Annotated in this window: 19 protein-coding genes; 18 read left to right on the forward strand and 1 reads right to left on the reverse strand. The window is 24.5% G+C overall.

The window, feature by feature from the left end; genetic code table 11:
- Positions 1-158: 158 nt before the first annotated feature.
- From CPEL_RS09755 to CPEL_RS04800, 10 genes are all read left to right on the forward strand, one after another.
- The gene (locus CPEL_RS09755; protein ID WP_232088158.1) at positions 159-416 is read left to right on the forward strand and encodes a hypothetical protein; all 258 of its coding nucleotides are present in this window, start codon (positions 159-161) and stop codon (positions 414-416) included.
- A gap of 58 nt (positions 417-474) precedes the next feature.
- Positions 475-1,503 (forward strand): hypothetical protein, encoded by a 1,029-nt coding sequence (locus tag CPEL_RS09370; RefSeq protein ID WP_167332812.1) that lies wholly within the window; start codon positions 475-477, stop codon positions 1,501-1,503.
- A 3-nt stretch (positions 1,504-1,506) separates the two neighbouring features.
- Positions 1,507-2,157 carry a PoNe immunity protein domain-containing protein gene (locus CPEL_RS04765; RefSeq protein WP_044598814.1) on the forward strand — a complete coding sequence of 217 codons (651 nt, stop codon included), beginning with the start codon at positions 1,507-1,509 and terminating at the stop codon, positions 2,155-2,157.
- Positions 2,158-2,201: 44 nt separating this feature from the next.
- Complete coding sequence (locus tag CPEL_RS04770; RefSeq protein WP_044598815.1) at positions 2,202-2,552, forward strand: DUF4299 domain-containing protein; 351 nt, start codon at positions 2,202-2,204, stop codon at positions 2,550-2,552.
- 32 nt (positions 2,553-2,584) lie between these two features.
- Complete coding sequence (locus CPEL_RS04775; RefSeq protein WP_232088160.1) at positions 2,585-3,193, forward strand: hypothetical protein; 609 nt, start codon at positions 2,585-2,587, stop codon at positions 3,191-3,193.
- Positions 3,193-5,529 (forward strand): type VI secretion system Vgr family protein, encoded by a 2,337-nt coding sequence (locus CPEL_RS08865; protein ID WP_044598822.1) that lies wholly within the window; start codon positions 3,193-3,195, stop codon positions 5,527-5,529. Before CPEL_RS04775 ends, CPEL_RS08865 begins: the two co-directional genes overlap by 1 nt.
- Before the next feature lie 147 nt (positions 5,530-5,676).
- A complete protein-coding gene (locus CPEL_RS04785; protein ID WP_044598823.1) occupies positions 5,677-6,510 on the forward strand; it encodes a hypothetical protein in 834 nt (277 codons plus the stop codon).
- Complete coding sequence (locus tag CPEL_RS09375) at positions 6,497-8,119, forward strand: hypothetical protein (protein WP_167332815.1); 1,623 nt, start codon at positions 6,497-6,499, stop codon at positions 8,117-8,119. The genes CPEL_RS04785 and CPEL_RS09375 overlap by 14 nt, the downstream gene beginning before the upstream one ends.
- On the forward strand, positions 8,112-8,984 hold the full coding sequence (locus CPEL_RS04795) for a hypothetical protein (protein WP_044598824.1): 873 nt from the start codon (positions 8,112-8,114) through the stop codon (positions 8,982-8,984). The genes CPEL_RS09375 and CPEL_RS04795 overlap by 8 nt, the downstream gene beginning before the upstream one ends.
- 83 nt (positions 8,985-9,067) lie before the next feature.
- Positions 9,068-9,832 (forward strand): hypothetical protein, encoded by a 765-nt coding sequence (locus CPEL_RS04800; RefSeq protein WP_044598825.1) that lies wholly within the window; start codon positions 9,068-9,070, stop codon positions 9,830-9,832.
- Between the two features lie 51 nt (positions 9,833-9,883).
- Here the strand turns inward: CPEL_RS04800 and CPEL_RS09185 are convergent, their stop codons facing one another.
- Entirely contained in the window at positions 9,884-10,033 is a 150-nt protein-coding gene (locus CPEL_RS09185) for a hypothetical protein (RefSeq protein ID WP_158336790.1), read from the reverse strand.
- A 170-nt stretch (positions 10,034-10,203) separates the two neighbouring features.
- Between CPEL_RS09185 and CPEL_RS09380 the strand changes: the two genes are divergently transcribed.
- From CPEL_RS09380 to CPEL_RS04860, 8 genes are all read left to right on the forward strand, one after another.
- Positions 10,204-12,705 (forward strand): hypothetical protein, encoded by a 2,502-nt coding sequence (locus CPEL_RS09380; RefSeq protein ID WP_167332816.1) that lies wholly within the window; start codon positions 10,204-10,206, stop codon positions 12,703-12,705.
- Between the two features lie 75 nt (positions 12,706-12,780).
- Positions 12,781-13,611, forward strand: coding sequence for a hypothetical protein (locus CPEL_RS09385; RefSeq protein ID WP_044598826.1), 831 nt, complete (start codon positions 12,781-12,783; stop codon positions 13,609-13,611).
- Positions 13,598-15,115: a hypothetical protein gene (locus tag CPEL_RS09390; RefSeq protein WP_167332806.1), complete on the forward strand. Its 1,518-nt coding sequence runs from the start codon at positions 13,598-13,600 to the stop codon at positions 15,113-15,115. Before CPEL_RS09385 ends, CPEL_RS09390 begins: the two co-directional genes overlap by 14 nt.
- Positions 15,108-15,977: a hypothetical protein gene (locus tag CPEL_RS04830; RefSeq protein ID WP_044598827.1), complete on the forward strand. Its 870-nt coding sequence runs from the start codon at positions 15,108-15,110 to the stop codon at positions 15,975-15,977. Before CPEL_RS09390 ends, CPEL_RS04830 begins: the two co-directional genes overlap by 8 nt.
- A complete protein-coding gene (locus CPEL_RS09585; protein WP_232088161.1) occupies positions 15,974-19,819 on the forward strand; it encodes a hypothetical protein in 3,846 nt (1,281 codons plus the stop codon). Before CPEL_RS04830 ends, CPEL_RS09585 begins: the two co-directional genes overlap by 4 nt.
- On the forward strand, positions 19,819-21,060 hold the full coding sequence (locus CPEL_RS04850) for a hypothetical protein (protein WP_044598828.1): 1,242 nt from the start codon (positions 19,819-19,821) through the stop codon (positions 21,058-21,060). Before CPEL_RS09585 ends, CPEL_RS04850 begins: the two co-directional genes overlap by 1 nt.
- Positions 21,061-21,132: 72 nt before the next feature.
- The gene (locus CPEL_RS04855; protein ID WP_044598829.1) at positions 21,133-21,972 is read left to right on the forward strand and encodes a hypothetical protein; all 840 of its coding nucleotides are present in this window, start codon (positions 21,133-21,135) and stop codon (positions 21,970-21,972) included.
- Between the two features lie 83 nt (positions 21,973-22,055).
- The gene (locus CPEL_RS04860; RefSeq protein ID WP_044598830.1) at positions 22,056-22,823 is read left to right on the forward strand and encodes a hypothetical protein; all 768 of its coding nucleotides are present in this window, start codon (positions 22,056-22,058) and stop codon (positions 22,821-22,823) included.
- The last annotated feature ends 4 nt before the right edge of the window (positions 22,824-22,827 follow it).

Here is a 22,827-nt window from a genome sequence, read left to right on the forward strand (position 1 = left end):
GGGAGTGTTAGTCTTAACTATTCTTTTGATAGTGAAAAAGAAGCTATTGATAAAATGTTGCAGATGAATTATATGCGAAAAAATATGATGGAAAAGATATTAAAGAATATCTAACAAAAGAAGTAGCACTAAGAATCATCAAAGAAGAAAATTTAGAAGTGATTTGGTATGATGAAGCACTTAAACCAATGCGAGCAGGTATCAAACACGATAAACAAAGAGATAAATATATTTCTTTTATCACTAATGCTAAAGCAGAAATTATAGAATACAGAAGTATTGAGTTTGATGGGGAAGTTATTATATTTTTAGAAAAATATAATTACACTTCTACCTATAACGATGAATTTCTAGCCCTTTATGCTCTTATCAATCGTGCCAGAATGATTAAACAAAATAAGATTAGCTTTATATAAATACTTTCCTTATGATTTAATATAATCTTAGTGGGTTTAAAAACCCACAAGGCTTTTTATGGCTAAAAAAAGAAAAATAACTCTTCCTAGAATAGAAGATATTGATATAAGTCCTGATACTTCTTGTTTGCATCCTATATTAGAAGATAATACTTTATTGTGTATACATGGAGGTAAGGTTAAGTTAAAAGCAAAGAATGCTAAAAGAATAAAATCAGATAATGTTCCTATTATGCTTAATAACGAAATACAAGGAGCTAGTATAAGTGGATGTGTAAATCCACCTATGCTAGGAGGACCTTGTACTAAAGTAGCTTTAGTATTTGCTCATACTTATTCAAATCATAAAGTAAATCATAAACATTCTGTATTACAAATGGGTTTAATAGGGGTAAGTAATAAAGGTTATCCTATATTAGCTATACCTAAGAAAAATAAGATTAAATTTGCTTTAGCTAAAATACAAGCTAATCCTCTTGCTAAGATTAAATGGGACAAGATAAGATGGGAAGGGATAGGAGGTAAGCTAAAAGCAGCACAAAGAAGAAAACAAGTAAATAAACAACAAGTATTTTTAAAAGAAGTTCAAGCACAACAAAAAGAAGCTAAAAAAGTTTTAGCAAATATGGAAAAAAAGATACAAAAATTAAATGGCATTGATAAATTAAGCAATAAACAAAAAGGAAATTATGGCGAAGCTAAAATGCATTTGCATTATTTAAATCAAGGCTATAAAAGAATTAGCTTAAACAAAGTTCAAGGACTTGATGATAAAATTCATCAAGGAATTGATGGAATTTATTATAACCCCAATAAAAATCCAAAATATATCATCGCAGAAGCTAAGTTTGGAACAAGCAAGTTAAATAGAAAAACTAAGCAAATGAGTGATGATTGGATAACAGAAAAGGATAAAAATAGACTTGGTATTGTAGGGGAAAAACAAGCAAAGGAAATAAAAAAACTTCTTAAGGAAAATAGCAATGATGAAATCAGAAAAGATTTATTTCATGTTGATGAAGGAGGCAAAGAAACCATTCATTATTTAGATAAAGATGCAAATAAAATTAAAAAACCTAAAGGATAGAAAATGTTAAGAAATACTAAGAAAGATGAAGCGTATTTTACTGAACGTATATTAGAATGGGAAGAAGAAGTTAAAGAAGATGAAAAAAGACTCTTAGAACTTCCACTAGGAGATGAAAGAAGGGAAAATTATTTTTTTTCTATAACAGATGGAAAAAAATGTATTGCTTTAGATAAATACTCTCGCGGTGATGATATAAACATAGTTAAAAAAGATTTAGAAGCATACATACTAGAAAAAGAAAAAAATCGTTTAGAATTTGCAATTGATATTGGCTATTACAGGGGAAATGCTATTGAACTTTGCGTTAGAGTATTATTAGATATGGATACTACTTGTTTGCTAGAATTAATAGAAGAAGATGAGAGAAAAAGAAGGGATATACTCAATAGAGATTGGTTTTTACATTTTATAGGTTCTAAGGGTAAGAAGTTAAATTTAGAACGCAAATGTGCTTGCAAAGAACATGAACTGATTAAAGAATTTATAGCCACACAAGATATTGAGTTTTTACATAAATATATGAAAAAACATACAAGGTTAAGGGATCCTTTAGATACCTGGGATCTTGAAGGTGCTGCAATTGTAAAACTAATGAATTTGGATAAAGAAGAATTTAAACAGTATAAATACTTTCCTTATGATTTAATATAAAATTTCTTAGTTATAATTTCATTTTATATTTAAGGAAAAAATTTATGAAAGATTTAAAACTTTTACAAAAGCGTTGGGAAGAAGCTTATGAGGCTATGCCTAAACTTTATGATGCATTAGACAAAACAATAGTAAATTTTACTCTTAGTGAAGATACAGATACTATTTTATTTAAAGAACCTTGGGAAAATTTTGAACTAGATGATGAAAATGAAGAAGTAGAATGGAGGTTAAGTTTTTTTAGTATTAGCGAAGATAAACCTCTAGGATATTTAGAATATAAAGAAGCTTTAGAAAAATTACAAGAATTTGCTTTAATACAATCAGAAGAAAGAATTTTAATTAGAGCTATAAATTTAAAAGAACTTAAAAATTTAAGATTGAAAGAACTATGATACTTCCTCAACCCATATTTTTAAATAAACTTATGCAATTTTTATCTAGTGAAAATTTAAATCTAAATAGTTTTAAAAAAGATATAGAAAACATAATCTCTAAAAAAGACTTACAAATTTTATTAGATTTAAATACAAAAATTATGGGTATTGCTAAAATAATTATTCAAGATAAAAAAGAAATTAATATACTGCTGCCACAATCTAATAAAGAGCATAAATTACAATATACACCTACAAAATTAGAAATTAAAAAAGATTTTGAAATTAAACTTGATAGCTTGGAAAATTGTAGCAACAAACAATTATTAGATATCATTAAACAAGAATATCCAAATAATATAGTAAAAGAACTAACTATTAATCTATCAAAAGAAAAAATAAAAATACTTTTCATTGTCAATGAAATACCAAAATTTTTAAAATCTATATACAAAGAATGTGATTTTAAAGATTACGGCTTAATGAACTATATCGAATTTGATAAAATTTTTAATCTTAAAATAGAAGATTTTAGATATTTTACGCTTGTTACACCCTTTGGGGCAAAAAAAATACAATTGTATTGGATAAATGAATATGAAAATCTTCAAGAAACACTCAATTGTATTTCAATCCCAATACCAACAAAGGTTTTTTAATGAATACAAACAACTCTTATCTTAATTTAAAAATTAACAAACTTGATTTTAAAATCACAAAAGCCATTATAAAAGAAAGCTTGGATCAGATCTTTTTATGTGAATGTGAAGGTTTTTATGAAAATATCAATAATGATATTTTTAGTGATGATAATATTGAATTTAATCCTAATATGCTTATTGATAAAGAAGCTTCACTTATAATTAAAAATCCTTATGAAAACAAAAAGATAGACTTTTCAACTAATATTGATATGATTTATCGGGGAATAATATCTTATGTTGACTATTTAGGTGTTAATCAAGGCAGTGCTAGCAATATTGTAAAAGAAAATTTTAAACAATTAAACCATAAACATTTTTTTAAGTTTAACTTGCATTCTCCTTTAATAAGACTTGATTTTAATAAAGCAAATCGTATTTATACTCATACAAACATAATAGAAGTAATTAAACAAACCTTAGCCTATTATAACACCAAGCTAAATAAAAACATTGATTTTTCTAATATTCATCATATATATGAAACTAAAGAATTAATTTCTCAATACAATGAAAGTGATTTAGAATTTATCACAAGATTAGCACACAATCATGGTATTTATTTTTATGAAGATAAAGATAATATTTATTTTTATGATTTTTATACTCATAAAGGCAAAATAAAAGATATAGTTTTTAATCCTAATATCAACAACCATCTTAATGAAACTTGTATTTACGCACTAAATAAAGAAAAACAAATACAAACTAATGCTTTTACTCATTCTAGTAATAATTCCAAACAACCTTTAAGTTTATATTCCTTAAGCACTAAAGCACAAAATGCCAATACACATTATAATGAGCATTCTTATGAAAGTGAGTATTCCTTTACACAAAATATTAATTTAAAACAATCCCCTACCCTAAAAGAAAAAAGAAATACTATGCTTAATAATATACTAAAAGCAAAAAGCAATATTTATCATCTTAGTTTAAATGAAAGTATTAAAATTAATATTCAAGAAGAAACCACCAAAGAATATACCATTATAGCAAAAGAACAAATTTTAATTGATGATGCTATTTTAGCTAATACTATCAATACCAATGATAATTTAAATATTAAAGACTTAAATCTAAGCAAATCTTATACAAATAATTTAACCCTTACCCCATCTTTTTTAACCTTTACACCTAGTTTTAAATCCAAACCAAAACCTCCAATTAATACCATGGGTATAGTTATAGGAGAAGATTCTAATATAGAAAATCAAAGAAATACCATATACACAGATGAATATGGAAGAGTAAAAGTAAGGATTAATCTTTATGCTAATCAAGAAGAATTAGATAATAAAACAAACATGTATCACCATAGTCCATTCTTAAGAGTAGCTAGTAATGTAGCAAGCAATCATTCAGGTTTTTATCATACACCAAGAATAGGAGATGAAGTTATTATTTCATTTTTAGATGATGATATAGACAAGCCTTTTATTAGTGGAAGTTTATATAATGGGGTGAATGATCCTCTTGTATCGTTGCCACACCATGATCACAAAACTTCCATTAGCTCTAAAACTATAGGAGTATATGAACAAGGATACAATGAACTAACTTTATCCAACTTAAAAGATAAAGAACAAATCTATCTAAAAGCAGAAAGAGATTATGATGAATTGGTTCAGCACAACTTTACTCAAAGAATTTTAAATGATAAAGATTCTATGGTGGATGGAATTTATAATGAAAGAATTAAAAAAGTTCATACGCAAACCATAGATTTAGCTAAAAATGTCAATGTTGGTGCTGAGTATCTAATAAATGTAGGTTTATCTAAAGACACCATAGTTGGATTATCTAACACTTTAAATGTAGGAGTAGACAACAAGTTAAGAGTAGCTAAAAATTCAAGTGAATATATAGGAGAAAATAAAGACACTGAAATATGCGCAAACAAAAATACCATTATACATAAAGATGAAACTAGAAATGTTAAAGGAAACAAAAAAGAAATTATAGAAGGTTATTACAATATAAATACAAGCAATAAAATACAAGTCTTGAGCGAAAAAGAGATAGATTATAAAAGTAAAGACAATATTCTTTTTACAAGCAATGAATCCATGGGATTTGAAAGCGATAAAAATACAAGTATGGTGGCTGATAATATCACTACCTATGCAAAAACAACTCATTATCTAAGGGCTGATAGTGAGGCAACTATACAAGTAGGAGAAACATTGATTAATGCTAAACCAGATTGTGTTATCATTAAAGCAGGTGGAGTAGAAGTAGTGATAGATTCTAAGGGTCTTGTTGTTAAAGGTGGAGAAATTAAAGCAGAGTAAATATATAGTATTTTTTTTGAAAATAAATACTATATTTTAAAATTTTAGAATGCCAAATATTAGTAATACAATAAATAGTATAAAAAATATCATTATGATTTTTATAGAAAATTTTATAAACTATTTTTAAAATACCAAGGAATATAAATGAAAAAACCTTTTTATAAACTTAAAAGATTTTATATACCCTGTATTATATTAATCATAATACTTGCCGTGCTTGCAAAATTACTTTATTCTCCTTTATATACGATTTATTGGGGAATGTATCATTTTCCTAAAAAAGAACAAGAATTTAGAAATTTTGAAAAAATGACTTTAAATCCAAGTCCTAAAGATATGATTAAAATTGTAGATGATTATCAGCCTAAACTAGAAGACTTTAGAGATTTAAATACAAAAATGCAAAAGGCTATTTTTGATTTTAAGGTGGCTAAATTATTTGGATTTGAGGATAGGTATTACCAAGCTTCTCTTCAAAATTACGCTAGAGTATTTCTTTCAGTGATAAGAAAAGAGCAAACCTATTTTAATTATCTTAATTTCATAAGCAATTTAAACTCAAATGAAAAACAAAAATACCTAAACTTAAGAGCCTCTACTAAAGATTTAGAAAAACAAATTTTTGAAGAAAAACTTAAATTTATAAAGCGCTATGAAGAATTTTATGATTATTTAGATAGCATAGGCTATTTGAATAAGGGTTCTTGGTATAAAGGTTTGGCAAATATGATTAAAATTTTGTTATATGGTTTTTTTCTAAATTTAAATTCTGAAATATGTTTTTTTATAGATAGAAACCTAATGTTTGAAAAAATGAAAATAAGTTATAAAGTATTTAATAATTTAGATTTAAATATTTCAACAAAACTTCCCGATGGATTAACAGAGGAAAATTGGAAATATCTACATAAAGAATTTTCAATTCAACAAAGACAATGGATAAATACAACCCAAAAGGCCTTAGATGAATGCAAATGAAAATAATATTAGTGTTCATAATGAAAACAATACCACTATTAACATTAAAGAAAGTATAAAAGAAGCCCTAAGAGAAGGACAAGAAATTGTAGAGAATAGTAGAGATGCAACCGGAGAAATAAGCAATACCTCTCATTTTTTAGGCAATATATTCAACCTTTCCCCCAACTCTCCCACTAAAGAAACCCTACAACCTTATATTCAAAAAGTTCAAGTTATTACAGATAAAGTGGATAACAAACTAAAAATTACTGAATATACCTTAGAGTATATTAACAATGGCGATATAACTAAAGTTTTAGTAAAACTAGGAGAAGAAGTTATACAAGATTTTGTTTTAAAAAAAGGCTTAGATATTTCTAAAGAAATAGCACTTATCTTGTTTAGAGGAAAAATTATTTTTGGTATAATTATTTTTGCTGGAGGAAGTGTTATATCTTACTATTTTTCTGAAAACATTAAAGAATTAGCAAAAAAACTGCTAATAAATACTCAAGATTTGCTTAATAAAATCGGAGATAAAATTAAACCTCCTGTTGTATGCCCTAGTAATTCTATAACACCTAATGGTCAATGTATTGATCATCCAAATGATTTTTTTCAAAAACTAATCAATCCTTTCTCCCTCTTCACTCCACGCCCCTACCCTAGCTATTCAAAACAATACAAACTTGCTCTAGCAAAGAAAAAAGAACTTATAACTAAAACAAGTATAGCTTCTACAACTTACAATTTTATAGATGAAAAATATTTAAAAAACATACAAGATTTAAAAGAACAAGAAAAAATCATTGAACAAGAAGAGCAAAAATATCAATTGGATTTAAAACTTTATAAAGAAGATAATAGAATAAAAAATGAAATTTTTAATTCTTTATTTAAATCTTTAAATGAAAAGCTAAGCTTTCAATTAAAACAAGAAAGAAATACTTTTTTAAACTCCAATCAAAGCTTAAGTATTATTGCTAATAAACAATACCTACTAAAGACTTTAAACTTGCAAGATATCAACAACATCAACATTGATTCAAAACCCTATTTATTAAAAGCTTTATATTTTTGTGAAGATTATGTTTTATATGATAAAGATAAGCAAGCTTTATTTGATGAAAACACAATAAAAGAATTAGAATTTAACTCTAGTTTTTATACTATCTTTATCTCTCATAAAAACAAACTAAATGATACTTACTTAAATGCAAGAAAAGAACTTTATAAAAGTATTGATGAATTTAAAAGACTTGGTTTTAAAGATTTAGAACATGCTTATCAAACTTATATGAGTTCTTTTATTATCAATGAAGAATTAAATAACAAAGATAAAACAATCAATAAAAATGAAAATAAAGAAATAAATAAAAACTTAAATCAAAAAAGTAATACAAAAGAAAGTATAAATTTCAAAGAACTTTCTTTAAATTTAAAACAAGAAAACAATACAAAAGAAAATACAGACACTATAATAAAAAATACAAATTTTAACAATGAAACTTCTTTAAAAACAAAACAAAGCAATACCATTATAGATGATATAAAAGAAGATTTTAAGATTGTATCTAATAATGCTATAATAAATAATACTAACTTTAAAGGTAAAAAAATTGCTTAAAATATCAAAAAGAATTTCTATTATAGTTTTTATTGTATTAGTTTTTATCATAATTGCTAGCAATGCTTATAACTTTATCCAAGAAGCTTTACAATTTAAAGAAGCTAATGAAAATAAAGCAAGAGAAAATCTTAGTGCTTTAATCAAATGGAGTGAAAATGAAGGCAAGGAAGAATTAGAATATGCTAAGAATTTAAGCAAAGAAAACTATAATCAAGAAAAAGTTACACAAATGATTATTAAAAATCTTAAGATGATACAAGCTAGTATTGAAGATGTAAGAACTTTAACCTCTTATTATCCTACAGAAGAAGATGTTGAGCTTATGAGACAAGCTGGGCATGTTACAACAAATTCAAATACTGATATTATACTTTATCTTTTATATAATGAAGGAAATATCACAAATCAAAAAACTTCTTTTTTATTTGATAAGGAAAGATTTAAAGTTTTTGAAGATTTTTTATTTTTTCTAAATACTCGTTTAGAAGAGGATTTTTTGAAAAAAGATATTCATAAGTTTGATAGCTTTGATGTAGTTAGAATTGGAATGTATATTAACACTCTAATTGGTTATAATTGTGCATTTACTGATATGTATTTGAGTGAATTTTTACAAGATTATATTTGTGATTTAAATACCCCTAAAACTATAACAATTTTAAATGGTATGAGTCAAATTAACATTGCTACTGACAAAGTTTTATTGTTTTTTAATAAAGAATTAAAAATACACACTGATAGTCATTTAAAAATACAATTAGAAAAAGCGATCTATAATTTTAAGAAACTCAAACTCGATCAAAAACAAACTAATAAACTTAAATCCATACAAACCAAACTAAAAGAATGCACAAATGAATGAGATAAAACTTAACACTCAAAATAAAACCTTAAACGAAACAAAAAAAGACACAAAAACTATTTTTAGAATATCAAGGAATATAAATGAAAAAACCTTTTTATAAACTTAAAAGATTTTATATACCCTGCGGTTTGCTTATAGCTTTGATTATTTTTATAAGCTTAGCTTATCACCCTTTAGAGCTTATCTTTTGGGATAAGTATTATTATGAAAAAGAAAATCAAATTAGAAAAGAGATATCTAAATTATTCTGGAGCAACGAAGAAGAATTTAAAAAAGTTTTTGTAGAACAAAACTTAAATCAAGAATTAAAACTTAATCAAAAAGAACTATTAAATTATATGCATAATTTTAAAAAAGATTTTAAATTTATGCAAATTTTAGGTTTAGACAATGCTTATTTGGTAGCTCTTAAAAATAAGGATGTATTATTTGGTTTGCAAATGCAAAATAATCTTAATTATTTTTATCTTGCTTCTAATAGCACTACTAATTTAAAAGAAATTAATAATTATTTAAATGTTGCGGATGAGTTGCTTGTCTTTATGAGTGAAATTGAAAAATTACCATCTAAGTATAATTTAGGTAAAATAATGTTTGAAATTAATTTTATGACTTATAATATCTTGTTTTTTGGTTTTACTTTAGATACAAATCTTATGTGTTCTATACCTCAAAAAGAACAGTTATTAGAAAATATGATTAATTCTTATAAAAAAATAAATTTATTTCATGATGCGGATTTAAAATTTCAAGATCAAGAATTATACGAAGCAATATATGTAACAAAAAAACTTAATTATTTCATAAATTTTGCTAAAGGAAGATTAAATGCATGCGGAAAATAATTTAAATTTTAAAGATAATTTTTAAATTATATAGGAAAAATAAATGTCTATTTATAAAGAATGTGAAGTTTGTAAAACAAAAATCAATAAATTACAAAATGCATCAAATGTATTTTTATTGGGCTTTGGTAAAGAACTAGTTTGTAAAAAATGTAAAGCCAAATATAAAGCAAATTCATTATTTATTTTTTTATATAGCATTTTTAATGATATTTTAATTTTGTTTATATTGTGGAATTATTTTATGGATTTGTTAGAATTCTTTCATTTAAATACAAATTTAAAAATTATTTTTTCAATAGTTTTTTATTTATTTTATAAAATTATTTTAGTATATTTTATCTATTTAAATAAAATAAAGGACTAATAAAATGTCTAACAATAAGAATATTTTGCAACATATTGATGATTTAGTAAATGGTATATTTGACTCTACAGTTATGACGGCTTTAGAATTTGGACATTTTGTAATAAAAATTATTGGAGTTGAAAATATAATTTTAGATGACAACACAAAACAAGATGAAGCTATTGAACAAGCCGAAGTCTTTTATAAAGCCATTAAACTTATAATCTCAAATGATCAAATTAGAAAGCAAGCATTTCAATTCTTAAAACAAGATTTTCAAAAACAACCGTTATATTATATTGGGAGTATAGTTGGACCAGGCGCTGTGGTTTCTTTAATCAAAAAACCAACGCAAAAAATTCTTTATTTCAGTGCAAATAAAACTCAACAAGCATTTAATCTTTCCAATAACTCTCTCTACCCCTACTACAAAAACATACAAAATTCCTTTACTCCTTTATGTTCTATAGATGATAAAAATAGTAATTTGTTAAAAGAATTTAATTTTGATAGTTTTTCTTGTAATTTTTACAATAATAATATTTTCAATCAAAGTCTTAAATATTTAGATAATATACAAGATGAAAAAGAATATATCAATGAGTATAAAATATTTTTAGAAAATCTTAATCACTTTAATCAAGAATATAATAATTATAAACTTATGTCTATACAAGTAATCAATAATTTAAAAATAGCCTATATACAAAAACTATCTTTAGAAGATATCAACAACATTAACATCGATTCAAAACCCTATTTATTAAAAGCTTTATATTTTTGTGAAGATTATGTTTTATATGATAAAGATAAGCAAGCTTTATTTGATGAAAACACAATAAAAGAATTAGAATTTAACTCTAGTTTTTATACTATCTTTATCTCTCATAAAAACAAACTAAATGATACTTACTTAAATGCAAGAAAAGAACTTTATAAAAGTATTGATGAGTTTAAAAGACTTGGTTTTAAAGATTTAGAACATGCTTATCAAACTTATATGAGTTCTTTTATTATCAATGAAGAATTAAATAGTAAAGATAAAACAATCAATAAAAATGAAAATAAAGAAATAAATAAAAACTTAAATCAAGAAAGTGATACAAAAGAAAGTATAAATTTCAAAGAACTTTCTTTAAATTCAAATCAAGAAAACAATACAAAACAAAGCAATACCATTATAGATGATATAAAAGAAGATTTTAAGATTGTATCTTATCACCTTAAAAACCTAAGCCACTTCATCTTAGAAAACAAAGAAAAAAATAAAAAGCTTATATTTTTTGACAATGCTTCATCTATGTCAAATCTTTTACATCTTTATGAGAACAATTGTGATATATTTGTTAAAGATGAGTCATTAATCGATATAGCTTTATTAGAACAAAACTATAATCTAGATTTTAATAAACTAAAAACAAGAGTATTTTTTTATGAAAAACTTCTTTTAGGCGCAAAGGAAGATGAAATTTTTTCTTTCAATGATGAAAAAATAAATTATTATCTTAAATATGATGAGAATAATTTATATGCTTTAAAAGATTTAAACATTACTTATGATTATTATCATTGTAAGATTAAAAACTATGTTTTAGCTAAAAATAGTTTAAATATAAAATTAGAACCTAAAAAGATAAGCAAGCGCTATGCTTATGATGATTTAAACCATCAAGATCTAAATTTAACCCACAATAACACTAACATTATAAACAACACTGCTACTTCAAATTACATCAGCCTTATCATACAAGATGAACATGGCAAGGCTATTGATAATGCTAGCATTAGCATAAAAGGGTATGATCATGAAAAACTAATCAAGCAAAGCGTATTGAGATTAAAAACTAATAAAGAAGGTAAAATAAGATTTGATAGAGAAAAAGACTTTAGTAGTTGTCATAGTTTTAAAGTTAGATTAAAAGATAATAAAGCTTATTTAGCCAAACCCTTACAAGATAGCAAAAGAATATTTAATAATTATATTAATCATAAAATAGGACTTATACTTAGGTTTAAAAATAAAGATTATTTTAAATATGATGGTTTTTATTTATATCATTTTAAAGGAAAAGATTTAATAGCTTCTTATATAGCAAGAAGTGGAGTAGCTAAAGCTGATAATTTAAAACCATCAAATAAACAAATTGCTTTTAGTTTTTATCAAGATATAAAAGATAAAACTACCAAGAAAAAAGCATATTTTTACTATGATGATGAAAGTATTAAAGATAAATTTGGAAGCTTACCTGAAGGAAAGTATTATTTTAAAATCAATGAGATTAATTACAACAAACAACCTGATTTTTTAAAAGATTACCCTTTTAGCATAGGTAAGACTTGGGGAAAGTATTGTGTTAGATTATACACAGATAAAGAATGCTCTAAAAGTTTTAAAGAAATAGAAATTTCAAATCCAAATAATGAAAAAGAAAAAAGCAAGAATAAAGAAAGTATGAGTAAGGGGGATTTGTACAACAATGCTATAATAAATAATACTAACCTTAAAAGTAAAAAAATTGCTTAAAATATTAAAAAACTTTCATTGTAATTTTTACAAAAAATATATAAAAAACCATTTTTAAAATATCAAGGAATATAAATGAAAAAACCTTTTTATAAACTTAAAAGATTTTATATACCCTGTATTATATTAATCATAATACTTGCCGTGCTTGCAAAATTACTTTATTCTCCTTTATATACGATTTATTGGGGAATGTATCATTTTCCTAAAAAAGAACAAGAATTTAGAATTTTTGAAAAAATGACTTTAAATCCAAGTCCTGACGATATGATTAAAATTGTAGATGATTATCAGCCTAAACTAGAAGACTTTAAAGATTTAAATACAAAAATGCAAAAGGCTATTTTTGATTTTAAGGTGGCTAAATTATTTGGATTTGAGGATAGGTATTACCGAGCTTCTCTTCAAAATTATGCTAACACATTTTACTTTTTAGTTGGTAATGAACGAATTTTTTTTCGTTATCTTAATTTCATAAGTAATTTAAACTCAAATGAAAAACAAAAATACCTAAACTTAAGAGCCTCTACTAAAGATTTAGAAAAACAAATTTTTAAAGAAGAACTTAAATTTATAAAGCATTGTGAAGAATTTTATGATTATTTAGATAGCATAGGTTATTTGGATAAGGGAACCGAATATAAAAATGCAGCAATTTATTTTAAAATATCAATTCCAAGCTCTTTTTTACTTCATAACAATCAATTATGTTCTTTTAAAAATAGAAATTTCATGTTACAAAAAATAAAAGAGGGGTATAATATATTTAATAATTTAGATCCTGATGGCTCAAAACTTCTCGATAAGACATTAAAAGAAAATTTTAGGAATTATCGTAAGGATATATTACCTTTTCTAGAAGATACAATAAACAAAATCCAAAAGGCCTTAGATGAATGCAAATGAAAATAATACTAGTGTTCATAATGAAAACAATACTACTATTAACATTAAAGAAAGTATAAAAGAAGCTCTAAGAGAAGGACAAGAGGTTATAGAAAGTAGTAGAGAAGGAATAGGAAAAGCAAGTAATACTTTCGATTTTTTTAGCAGTGGCTTCAACCTTTCCCCCAACTCTCCCACTAAAGAAACCCTACAACCTTATATTCAAAAAGTTCAAGTTATTACAGATAAAGTGGATAGCAAACTAAAAATTACTGAATATACCTTAGAGTATATTAACAATGGTGATATAACTAAAGTTTTAGTAAAATTAGGAGAAGAAGTTATACAAGATTTTGTTTTAAAAAAAGGCTTAGATATTTCCAAAGAAATAGCACTTATCTTGTTTAGAGGAAAAATTATTTTTGGTATAATTATTTTTGCTGGAGGAAGTGTTATATCTTACTATTTTTCTGAAAACATTAAAGAATTAGCAAAAAAACTGCTAATAAATACTCAAGATTTGCTTAATAAAATCGCAGATAAAATTAAACCTCCTGTTGTATGCCCTAGTAATTCTATAACACCTAATGGTCAATGTATTGATCATCCAAATGATTTTTTTCAAAAACTAATCAATCCTTTCTCCCTCTTCACTCCACGCCCCTACCCTAGCTATTCAAAACAATACGAACTTGCTCTAGCAAAGAAAAAAGAACTTATAACTAAAACAAGTATAGCTTCTACAACTTACAATTTTATAGATGAAGAATATTTAAAAAACATACAAGATTTAAAAGAACAAGAAAAAATCATTGAACAAGAAGAACAAAAATATCAATTTGATTTAAAACTTTATACAGAAGACAATAAAATAAAAAATGAAATTTTTAATTCTTTATTTAAATCTTTAAATGAAAAGCTAAGCTTTCAATTAAAACAAGAAAGAAATACTTTTTTAAACTCCAATCAAGGCTTAAGTATTATTGCTAATAAACAATACCTACTAAAGACTTTAAACTTGCAAGATATCAACAACATCAACATTGATTCAAAACCCTATTTATTAAAAGCTTTATATTTTTGTGAAGATTATGTTTTATATGATAAAGATAAGCAAGCTTTATTTGATGAAAACACAATAAAAGAATTAGAATTTAACTCTAGCTTTTATACTATCTTTATCTCTCATAAAAACAAACTAAATGATACTTATTTAAATGCAAGAAAAGAACTTTATAAAAGTATTGATGAATTTAAAAGACTTGGTTTTAAAGATTTAGAACATGCTTATCAAACTTATATGAGTTCTTTTATTATCAATGAAGAATTAAATAACAAAGATAAAACAATCAATAAAAATGAAAATAAAGAAATAAATAAAAACTTAAATCAAGATGAAAATTCAAATCAAGAAAACAATACAAAAGAAAATACAAGTAGTATAAAAGAACAAGGTTTTAATCTTTTGTTTGATAAGATTATAATACAAAACAATATTATTTTTAAAGGTAAAAAAAGTGCTTAAAATATTAAAAAGAGTTTCTACTATAGTTTTTATTGTATTAGTTTTTATCATAATTGTTAGTAATGCTTATAACTTCATCCAAGAAGCTTTACAATTTAAAGAAGATAATGAAAGCAAAGCAAGAGAAAATTTTAGTGCTTTAATCAAGTGGAGTGAAAACGAAAGCAAAGAAGAATTAATATATGCTAAGAATTTAAACAAAGAAAACTATAATCAAGAAAAAGTTACACAAATGATTATTAAAAATCTTAAGATGATACAAGCTAGTATTGAAGATATAAGAACTTTAACTATTTATTCATTCCTAGATGAAGATGAGGAACTTTCAAGAAAAGCTAGTCGAATTGTTTTAAGAATAAATATGGATATTATACTTTATCTTTTAGATAATGAAAAAACTTTTATAGGACATAAAACTTATTTTTTATTTGACAAGGAAAGATTTAAAGTTTTTGAAGATTTTTTATTTTTTCTAAATACTCGTTTAGAAGAGGATTTTTTGAAAAAAAATGATAATGATTTTGAAATAATAGAAATTGTAACATATATTAATCTATTGATTGGCTTAGATGGTGCGTTTGCTAATAATATGTACCTAAGAGAACTTTCAATAGCTCCTATTTGTGATTTAAATAATCCCAAAACCATAGCAATTCTAAATGGCATAGAAAAAATTAATATTGCAGTTGATAGATATATCAATCTTATAAATTCAAAAATTAAATTTATTGCCTATAAAGATGATTATCTTAAAATGAAAATAGAAAATATAAACAATAATTATCCAAAACTCAGACTCGGTCAAAAACAAATCAATAAACTTAAATCCATACAATCCAAACTAAAAGAGTGTAAACAATGAACGAAGAATTGCAAAAAGAAGAATTACCTAGAAAAAAATTAAACGAAACAGAAAAAGATTTGCAAATTCCTTTAAAAGATGCGGGTGTAGATGAAATAGGAGAAAAACTACTTAAAGAAGTAGAAGATGTAAATAAAACGGAAAATTTTATGCATCAAAATGAAGTTCAAGCCATCACAGGTGCTACTGGATTTATAAGTAATGCAAACGATACAATATCTAGCTTTTTCAAAGACCTCGAACCCTACCTACTCCCTTTTAAAATCATCATAAAAAGAGCAGATAATACCCTTAGTGGAATTGATGCTTTAATAGAATATCAAAAAACAAAAGATGGTTTAAAAGTTTCTGTAAAAATTGGTTCTGAAATTATTGCTTCACAAATTTTTAAAATAGGAATACCGATAATAAGCACAGCAGCCATTACAACTTATAGCGCAATAGCAATTACAAGCAGCACCTTGTTAGGTGTTTTAGCAGCCATTAGTATTGTTGGCACTGGTATGATAATTCTTTGGTGGATTAATTCTAAAATAGAAGATTGGTTAAAAGATAGTGGTATTTCTTTTATTGATTTTATAAGAGAATATGAAACTCATTTAAGTTCTGAAGAAAAATATTATTATAACTTAGCACATTGTCATCAAACACAAATTAAAAATATGCAAAGAATTCAATTATATTATGATGGTAAGATTTCAAAAGATTTAAAAAATTATTACTATCCTTTTTATGATGTTAAAAAAACGCCATCTTTACTTAATGAAAAAAGCTTACTCAAAAGCATATCAAAAGATTATAAAGCATTAAAACTAAAAGATACAATAGATAACATCCACATTAACTCAGAATTTTATCTATTAAAAGCTTTATATTTTTGTGAAAGTTTTACAAGTTTTAATCAAAACAATCAAGCCTTATTTAACGAAGAAAAATTTCCTTATCATTCTAGCTTTTATACTATATTCTTATTGCACAAAGATAAAATCACAAATACTTATTTAAATGCAAGAAAAGAACTTTATAAAAGCGTTATAGAATTTAATTATTCTCAAAATAAAACCTTACTTGAGAATTTAGAGAAAAACGACACCAAAGAAGATTCTAAGCTATTACGCTTTTATAATCTTTCTTTTAGCCACTTCATCTTAGAAAACAAAGATAAAAATAAAAAGCTTATATTTTTTGACAATGCTTCATCTATGTCAAATCTTTTACATCTTTATGAGAACAATTGTGATATATTTGTTAAAGATGAGTCATTAATCGATATAGCTTTATTAGAACAAAACTATAATCTAGATTTTAATAAACTAAAAACAAGAGTATTTTTTTATGAAAAACTTCTTTTAGGCGCAAAGGAAGATGAAATTTTTTCTTTCAATGATGAAAAAATAAATTATTATCTTAAATATGATGAGAATAATTTATATGCTTTCAAAGATTTAAACATTACTTATGATTATTATCATTGTAAGATTAAAAACTATGTTTTAGCTAAAAATAGTTTAAATATAAAATTAGAACCTAAAAAGATAAGCAAGCGCTATGCTTATGATGATTTAAACCATCAAGATCTAAATTTAACCCACAATAACACTAGCATTATAAACAACACTGCTACTTCAAATTACATCAGCCTTATCATACAAGATGAACATGGCAAGGCTATTGATAATGCTAGCATTAGTATAAAAGGGTATGATCATGAAAAACTAATCAAGCAAAGCGTATTGAGATTAAAAACTAATAAAGAAGGTAAAATAAGATTTGATAGAGAAAAAGACTTTAGTAGTTGTCATAGTTTTAAAGTTAGATTAAAAGATAATAAAGCTTATTTAGCCAAACCCTTACAAGATAGCAAAAGAATATTTAATAATTATATTAATCATAAAATAGGACTTATACTTAGGTTTAAAAATAAAGATTATTTTAAATATGATGGTTTTTATTTATATCATTTTAAAGGAAAAGATTTAATAGCTTCTTATATAGCAAGAAGTGGAGTAGCTAAAGCTGATAATTTAAAACCATCAAATAAACAAATTGCTTTTAGTTTTTATCAAGATATAAAAGATAAAACTACCAAGAAAAAAGCATATTTTTACTATGATGATGAAAGTATTAAAGATAAATTTGGAAGCTTACCTGAAGGAAAGTATTATTTTAAAATCAATGAGATTAATTACAACAAACAACCTGATTTTTTAAAAGATTACCCTTTTAGCATAGGTAAGACTTGGGGAAAGTATTGTGTTAGATTATACACAGATAAAGAATGCTCTAAAAGTTTTAAAGAAATAGAAATTTCAAATCCAAATAATGAAAAAGAAAAAAGCAAGAATAAAGAAAGTATGAGTAAGGGGGATTTGTATCTTTATAACATTAATGAAAAGGGAGAATTTGGCAGCAATGGCAGCATAGGAATAGTTAATGGAGTATTGTTTGAAGATTTATTAAAGCATTTAAGTTATATTGTAAATGAAGAAGAATTGCTTTGCGAATTAGAAGTTAAATACCCTCAAAGACTAAACAATAAAATTGTATTTACAAGTAATAATATAGATTTAAATACCTCTTTTGCACCTGGGACTTATATAAGCTTACAACTAGAAAAAGAAAGCGATGAAAAACTAAAATGGGCTTTTGTAGAATGTGAAAGCAAAGAAAAATTAGACTTGCTATTACATGATTGTAACGGCTATATTGATGAAAAAAATCTTAAGGTATTGTTTGAAAATGATGATTTGATTTATAATGAAAGCTATGAAGATAATGTTTTATCTTTTTGCTTACCTATAAGTAGAAGCAATGAGCCTAAAGAAGACATACAAGATTATAAATACTATATAGTTTTATTTGCTTATAGCAGTGAAAAAACTATACCTAATTTAGAAGATCATTATATCATCATAGATATGAGCTTTAGAGTGGGAGTTGGAGATGATGATAGTGTAAGAGAGGGGGTGCTTGGGGGTATAAATAACACAAACAACAGCAATTTAGCAAAAGACATCATTTATACAAATTATATTTTTAGCGTATTAGAAGCTATAGATTTTTTAAAAACTTGTTGTAAATTACAAGAGAAAAACAAAACAAATAATAATATCTTTTTTAAAACCTACCCTCAACTTGCTGGAAAAATTGCTTATATTTATTATAGGTTTGATTTAGCCAACGAAGAATTTATAAAAAGCGTAAAAGATGGAGATGAATACATAAAAAAAAGAGAGAAATTTTATACTGTTGCATCGGAAGTTTATAATAAAAATCCTATTCATAAACTTGCTTTTGAAAAAAATCAAAATGAGGATATTAATATAGAAATCATAGAAGATTTTTTAAAAAACTTTGCCAAAAGATTAAATATAAATGAAAAAGATTTACCTATAATTACAAATAGTCCTAATAGCGGAGATTCTGGAACCTATGATTTTGCAAATAACATTTTAAGTTTAAATTTAAAAGCATATTCTATTGATTTAATCGATACCATCATACATGAATTTAGACATTTTTATATTAGTCATATAAATATCAACTCCAACAATAGCTTAGAAAGATTACTTTTTTTAAATACAGTAAATTTGTATATACAATGGAATTATCATGATATTTTTAATGCTTACAATAAAAAATGTTTGCTTTTTGATAGTGTAGAACATGGAACAAAAAAATGTTTTATAGATGAAACTTACTACGAAAGTAGAAAAAAGATTGTAGTTACAAAAGATAAAAAAAAGAATTTAACAGATTCTCCTTTATATTTTATACAACCAAGTGAAAGAGATGCTAGGATTACTGCTGGTAAATTTAGAGAAAAAACAGGGATAATATAATGAATAATAACATAGGGTCTTTACCAAATACAAAAAAATATGAACAATTTTTACAAACTAGAAAAGAACCAAATGCACTTTATCTAGGTGTAAATACTAATATAAAATGTTTTAATAATATATGCCCTAGCGAAAAACAAGGTTGGTTAATTGGATACTTAATAGATAGTGAACTTGATAAATTTTACAATCCCAAATTTGGCATTTATTTAGGTAAAATCATATTTGATAAAAAAGGCAACAAACTTATTCCAAAATACATACCTACGAGTATTGAAAATTTAGAAGAAGAGGTTAAGAAAATAAAGAATCCTCTATGGATAGCTGAAAAAAATAATGATTATGTTGAACCTAAATTTACACCTACAACAGAAGGACAAAGCTATCACTTAACAAATCCGAATAATCTAGAATACCAATGCAAAATAGAAAAAAATACAACCATACTAAATCAAGAACAAATCGTATCTTATGTAAAAGAAATTCATAGTGAAAATGTAAGAATAATTCAAGACTATATAGACCAAATTTATAAAGATAATGGCATGAAACCTTATGCATTTGATGATGAATTTTATGAAGAATTGGGTAATTTAGGAATAATCACTCAAAGACAAGTAGAAGGTTTTAAAAATAATCGTTTAATTAAGAAAAATTCCTTATTGCTTACTATGTTAGATTATTTAGTTAAGCAAGATAGGAAAAATGAAGATTATTTGATTACTTTTGATGATGAGTATTTTTATGATTATTTTGTTTTTAGTTTGGGTGGGTTTATATTAAAACTTTCTCAAGGTATGCTTCAAAATGAAATCAACTCTCTTTTTAATCCTGCAGCTTATATAGCTGATGCAAAAATAAATTATATAAATTTAAATGATGAATTAAGCAAAAAATACGAAAAAGAAATATTTAATATGGGATTTGAAAAAAGAGGTAGTTATTTTGTGGACTATTTTGATTATAATTTTAATTATAATGGGTTTTTTGAGATTAACAAATATAATGGGTCGTATTATGATGAGCTGAATTTGGCTTCTAGTTTAGATTCACCTAATACTATTTGCCATGATAAAAACTCCATAAAAAAATGCATACTAAACCCCTCTACTCTAGGCAAATACTATTTTCAAATAAGCAGATACCACGAAGAAGTTTTCTTTGAACTTTTAAAACCATATTATCCTAGTATAAAAAATCTCCCTAAAGGATGGAGTAAAGAAATGATTGAAAAAATGTAATATATCTAATAATATAAAGTATTGTATCTAACAATGCTATAATAAATAATACTAACTTTAAAGGTAAAAAAATTGCTTAAAATATCAAAAAGAGTTTTTATTATATTAGTTTTTATCCTAGCTATTGGTATTTACGAATTGATCCAAGAAGCTTTACAACTTAAAGAAGCTAATGAAAATAAAGCAAGAGAAAATCTTAGTGCTTTAATTAAGTGGAGTGAAAACGAAGGTAAGGAAGAATTAGAATATGCTAAGAATTTAAGCAAAGAAAACTATAATCAAGAAAAAGTTACACAAATGATTATTAAAAATCTTAAGATGATACAAGCTAGTATTGAAGATGTAAGAATTTTAACTATTTATTCATTCCTAGATGAAGATGAGGAACTTTCAAGAAAAGCTAGTCGAATTGTTTTAAATTTAAATAACGATATTATATCCTATCTTTTATACAATGAAAGAAATATCACAAATCATAAAACTTATTTTTTATTTGACAAGGAAAGATTTGATGCACTTGAAGATTTTTTATTTTTTCTAAATACTCGTTTAGAAGAGGATTTTTTGCAAAATAAAATCAAAAGTCATGATTTTTCACATATTGTTTATTATACATCTTCTTTAATTGGAAACAACTGGGGATTTTCCCATATTTATATTGGAGATCTTTCTAAAAAATTCACATGTAAATTTGATAATTCTAAAACTGCAATAATTTTAAATACAATGAGAAAACTAAATAAAATTACAGATAATGTTACAAGAAGAATTTGTAAAGATTTTTTTTTAGATAATCAAGTTAAAGAGAAGCTAAAAGAAAATATTAATAAAATTTTAGAAAACTTCAACAAGAAGACATTGACAAATCTTAACACTCTACAATCTAAACTAAAAGAATGCACAAATGAATGAGATAGAACTTAACACTCAAAATAAAACCTTAAACGAAACAGAAAAAGACACAAAAACTATTTTTAAAATATCAAGGAATATAAATGAAAAAACCTTTTTACAAACTTAAAAGATTTTATATGCTCTGCGGTTTGCTTATAGCTTTGATTATTTTTATAAGCTTAGCTTATCGCCCTTTAGAGCTTATCTTTTGGGATAAGTATTATTATGAAAAAGAAAATCAAATTAGAAAAGAGATATCTAAATTATTCTGGAGCAACGAAGAAGAATTTAAAAAAGTTTTTGTAGAACAAAACTTAAATCAAGAATTAAAACTTAATCAAAAAGAACTATTAAATTATATGCATAATTTTAAAAAAGATTTTAAATTTATGCAAATTTTAGGTTTAGACAATGCTTATTTGGTAGCTCTTAGAAATAAAGTAAGTATATTTGGAAGAAAAAGTGAAACTAATCTTAATTATTTTTATCTTGCTTCTAATAGCACTACCAATTTAAACGAAATGAATAATTTTATAAGCATTATGGATAGATATATCATTTTTATTAACAAAATAGATGCATTGCCTGACACTTATGCACTTATGAAAATAGCCTTTAATGCCGATTATTTTCTTTTTAATTTAATCCCATTTGCTTCAAGCCTAGATAAAAACTTTATGTGTTCTATACCTCAAAAAGAACAGTTATTAGAAAATATGATTAATTCTTATAAAAAAATGAATTTATTGTATGATATAAATTTAAAAACCGAAATTCAAGAAATGATATACCCAACAATATATGAAGCAAAAAGATATAATTATTTCATAAATATTGCTAAAGGAAGATTAAATGCATGCGGAAGATAATTTA

This window comes from Campylobacter peloridis LMG 23910 (assembly GCF_000816785.1).
In the GTDB taxonomy this organism is placed as follows: Bacteria; Campylobacterota; Campylobacteria; order Campylobacterales; family Campylobacteraceae; genus Campylobacter_D; species Campylobacter_D peloridis.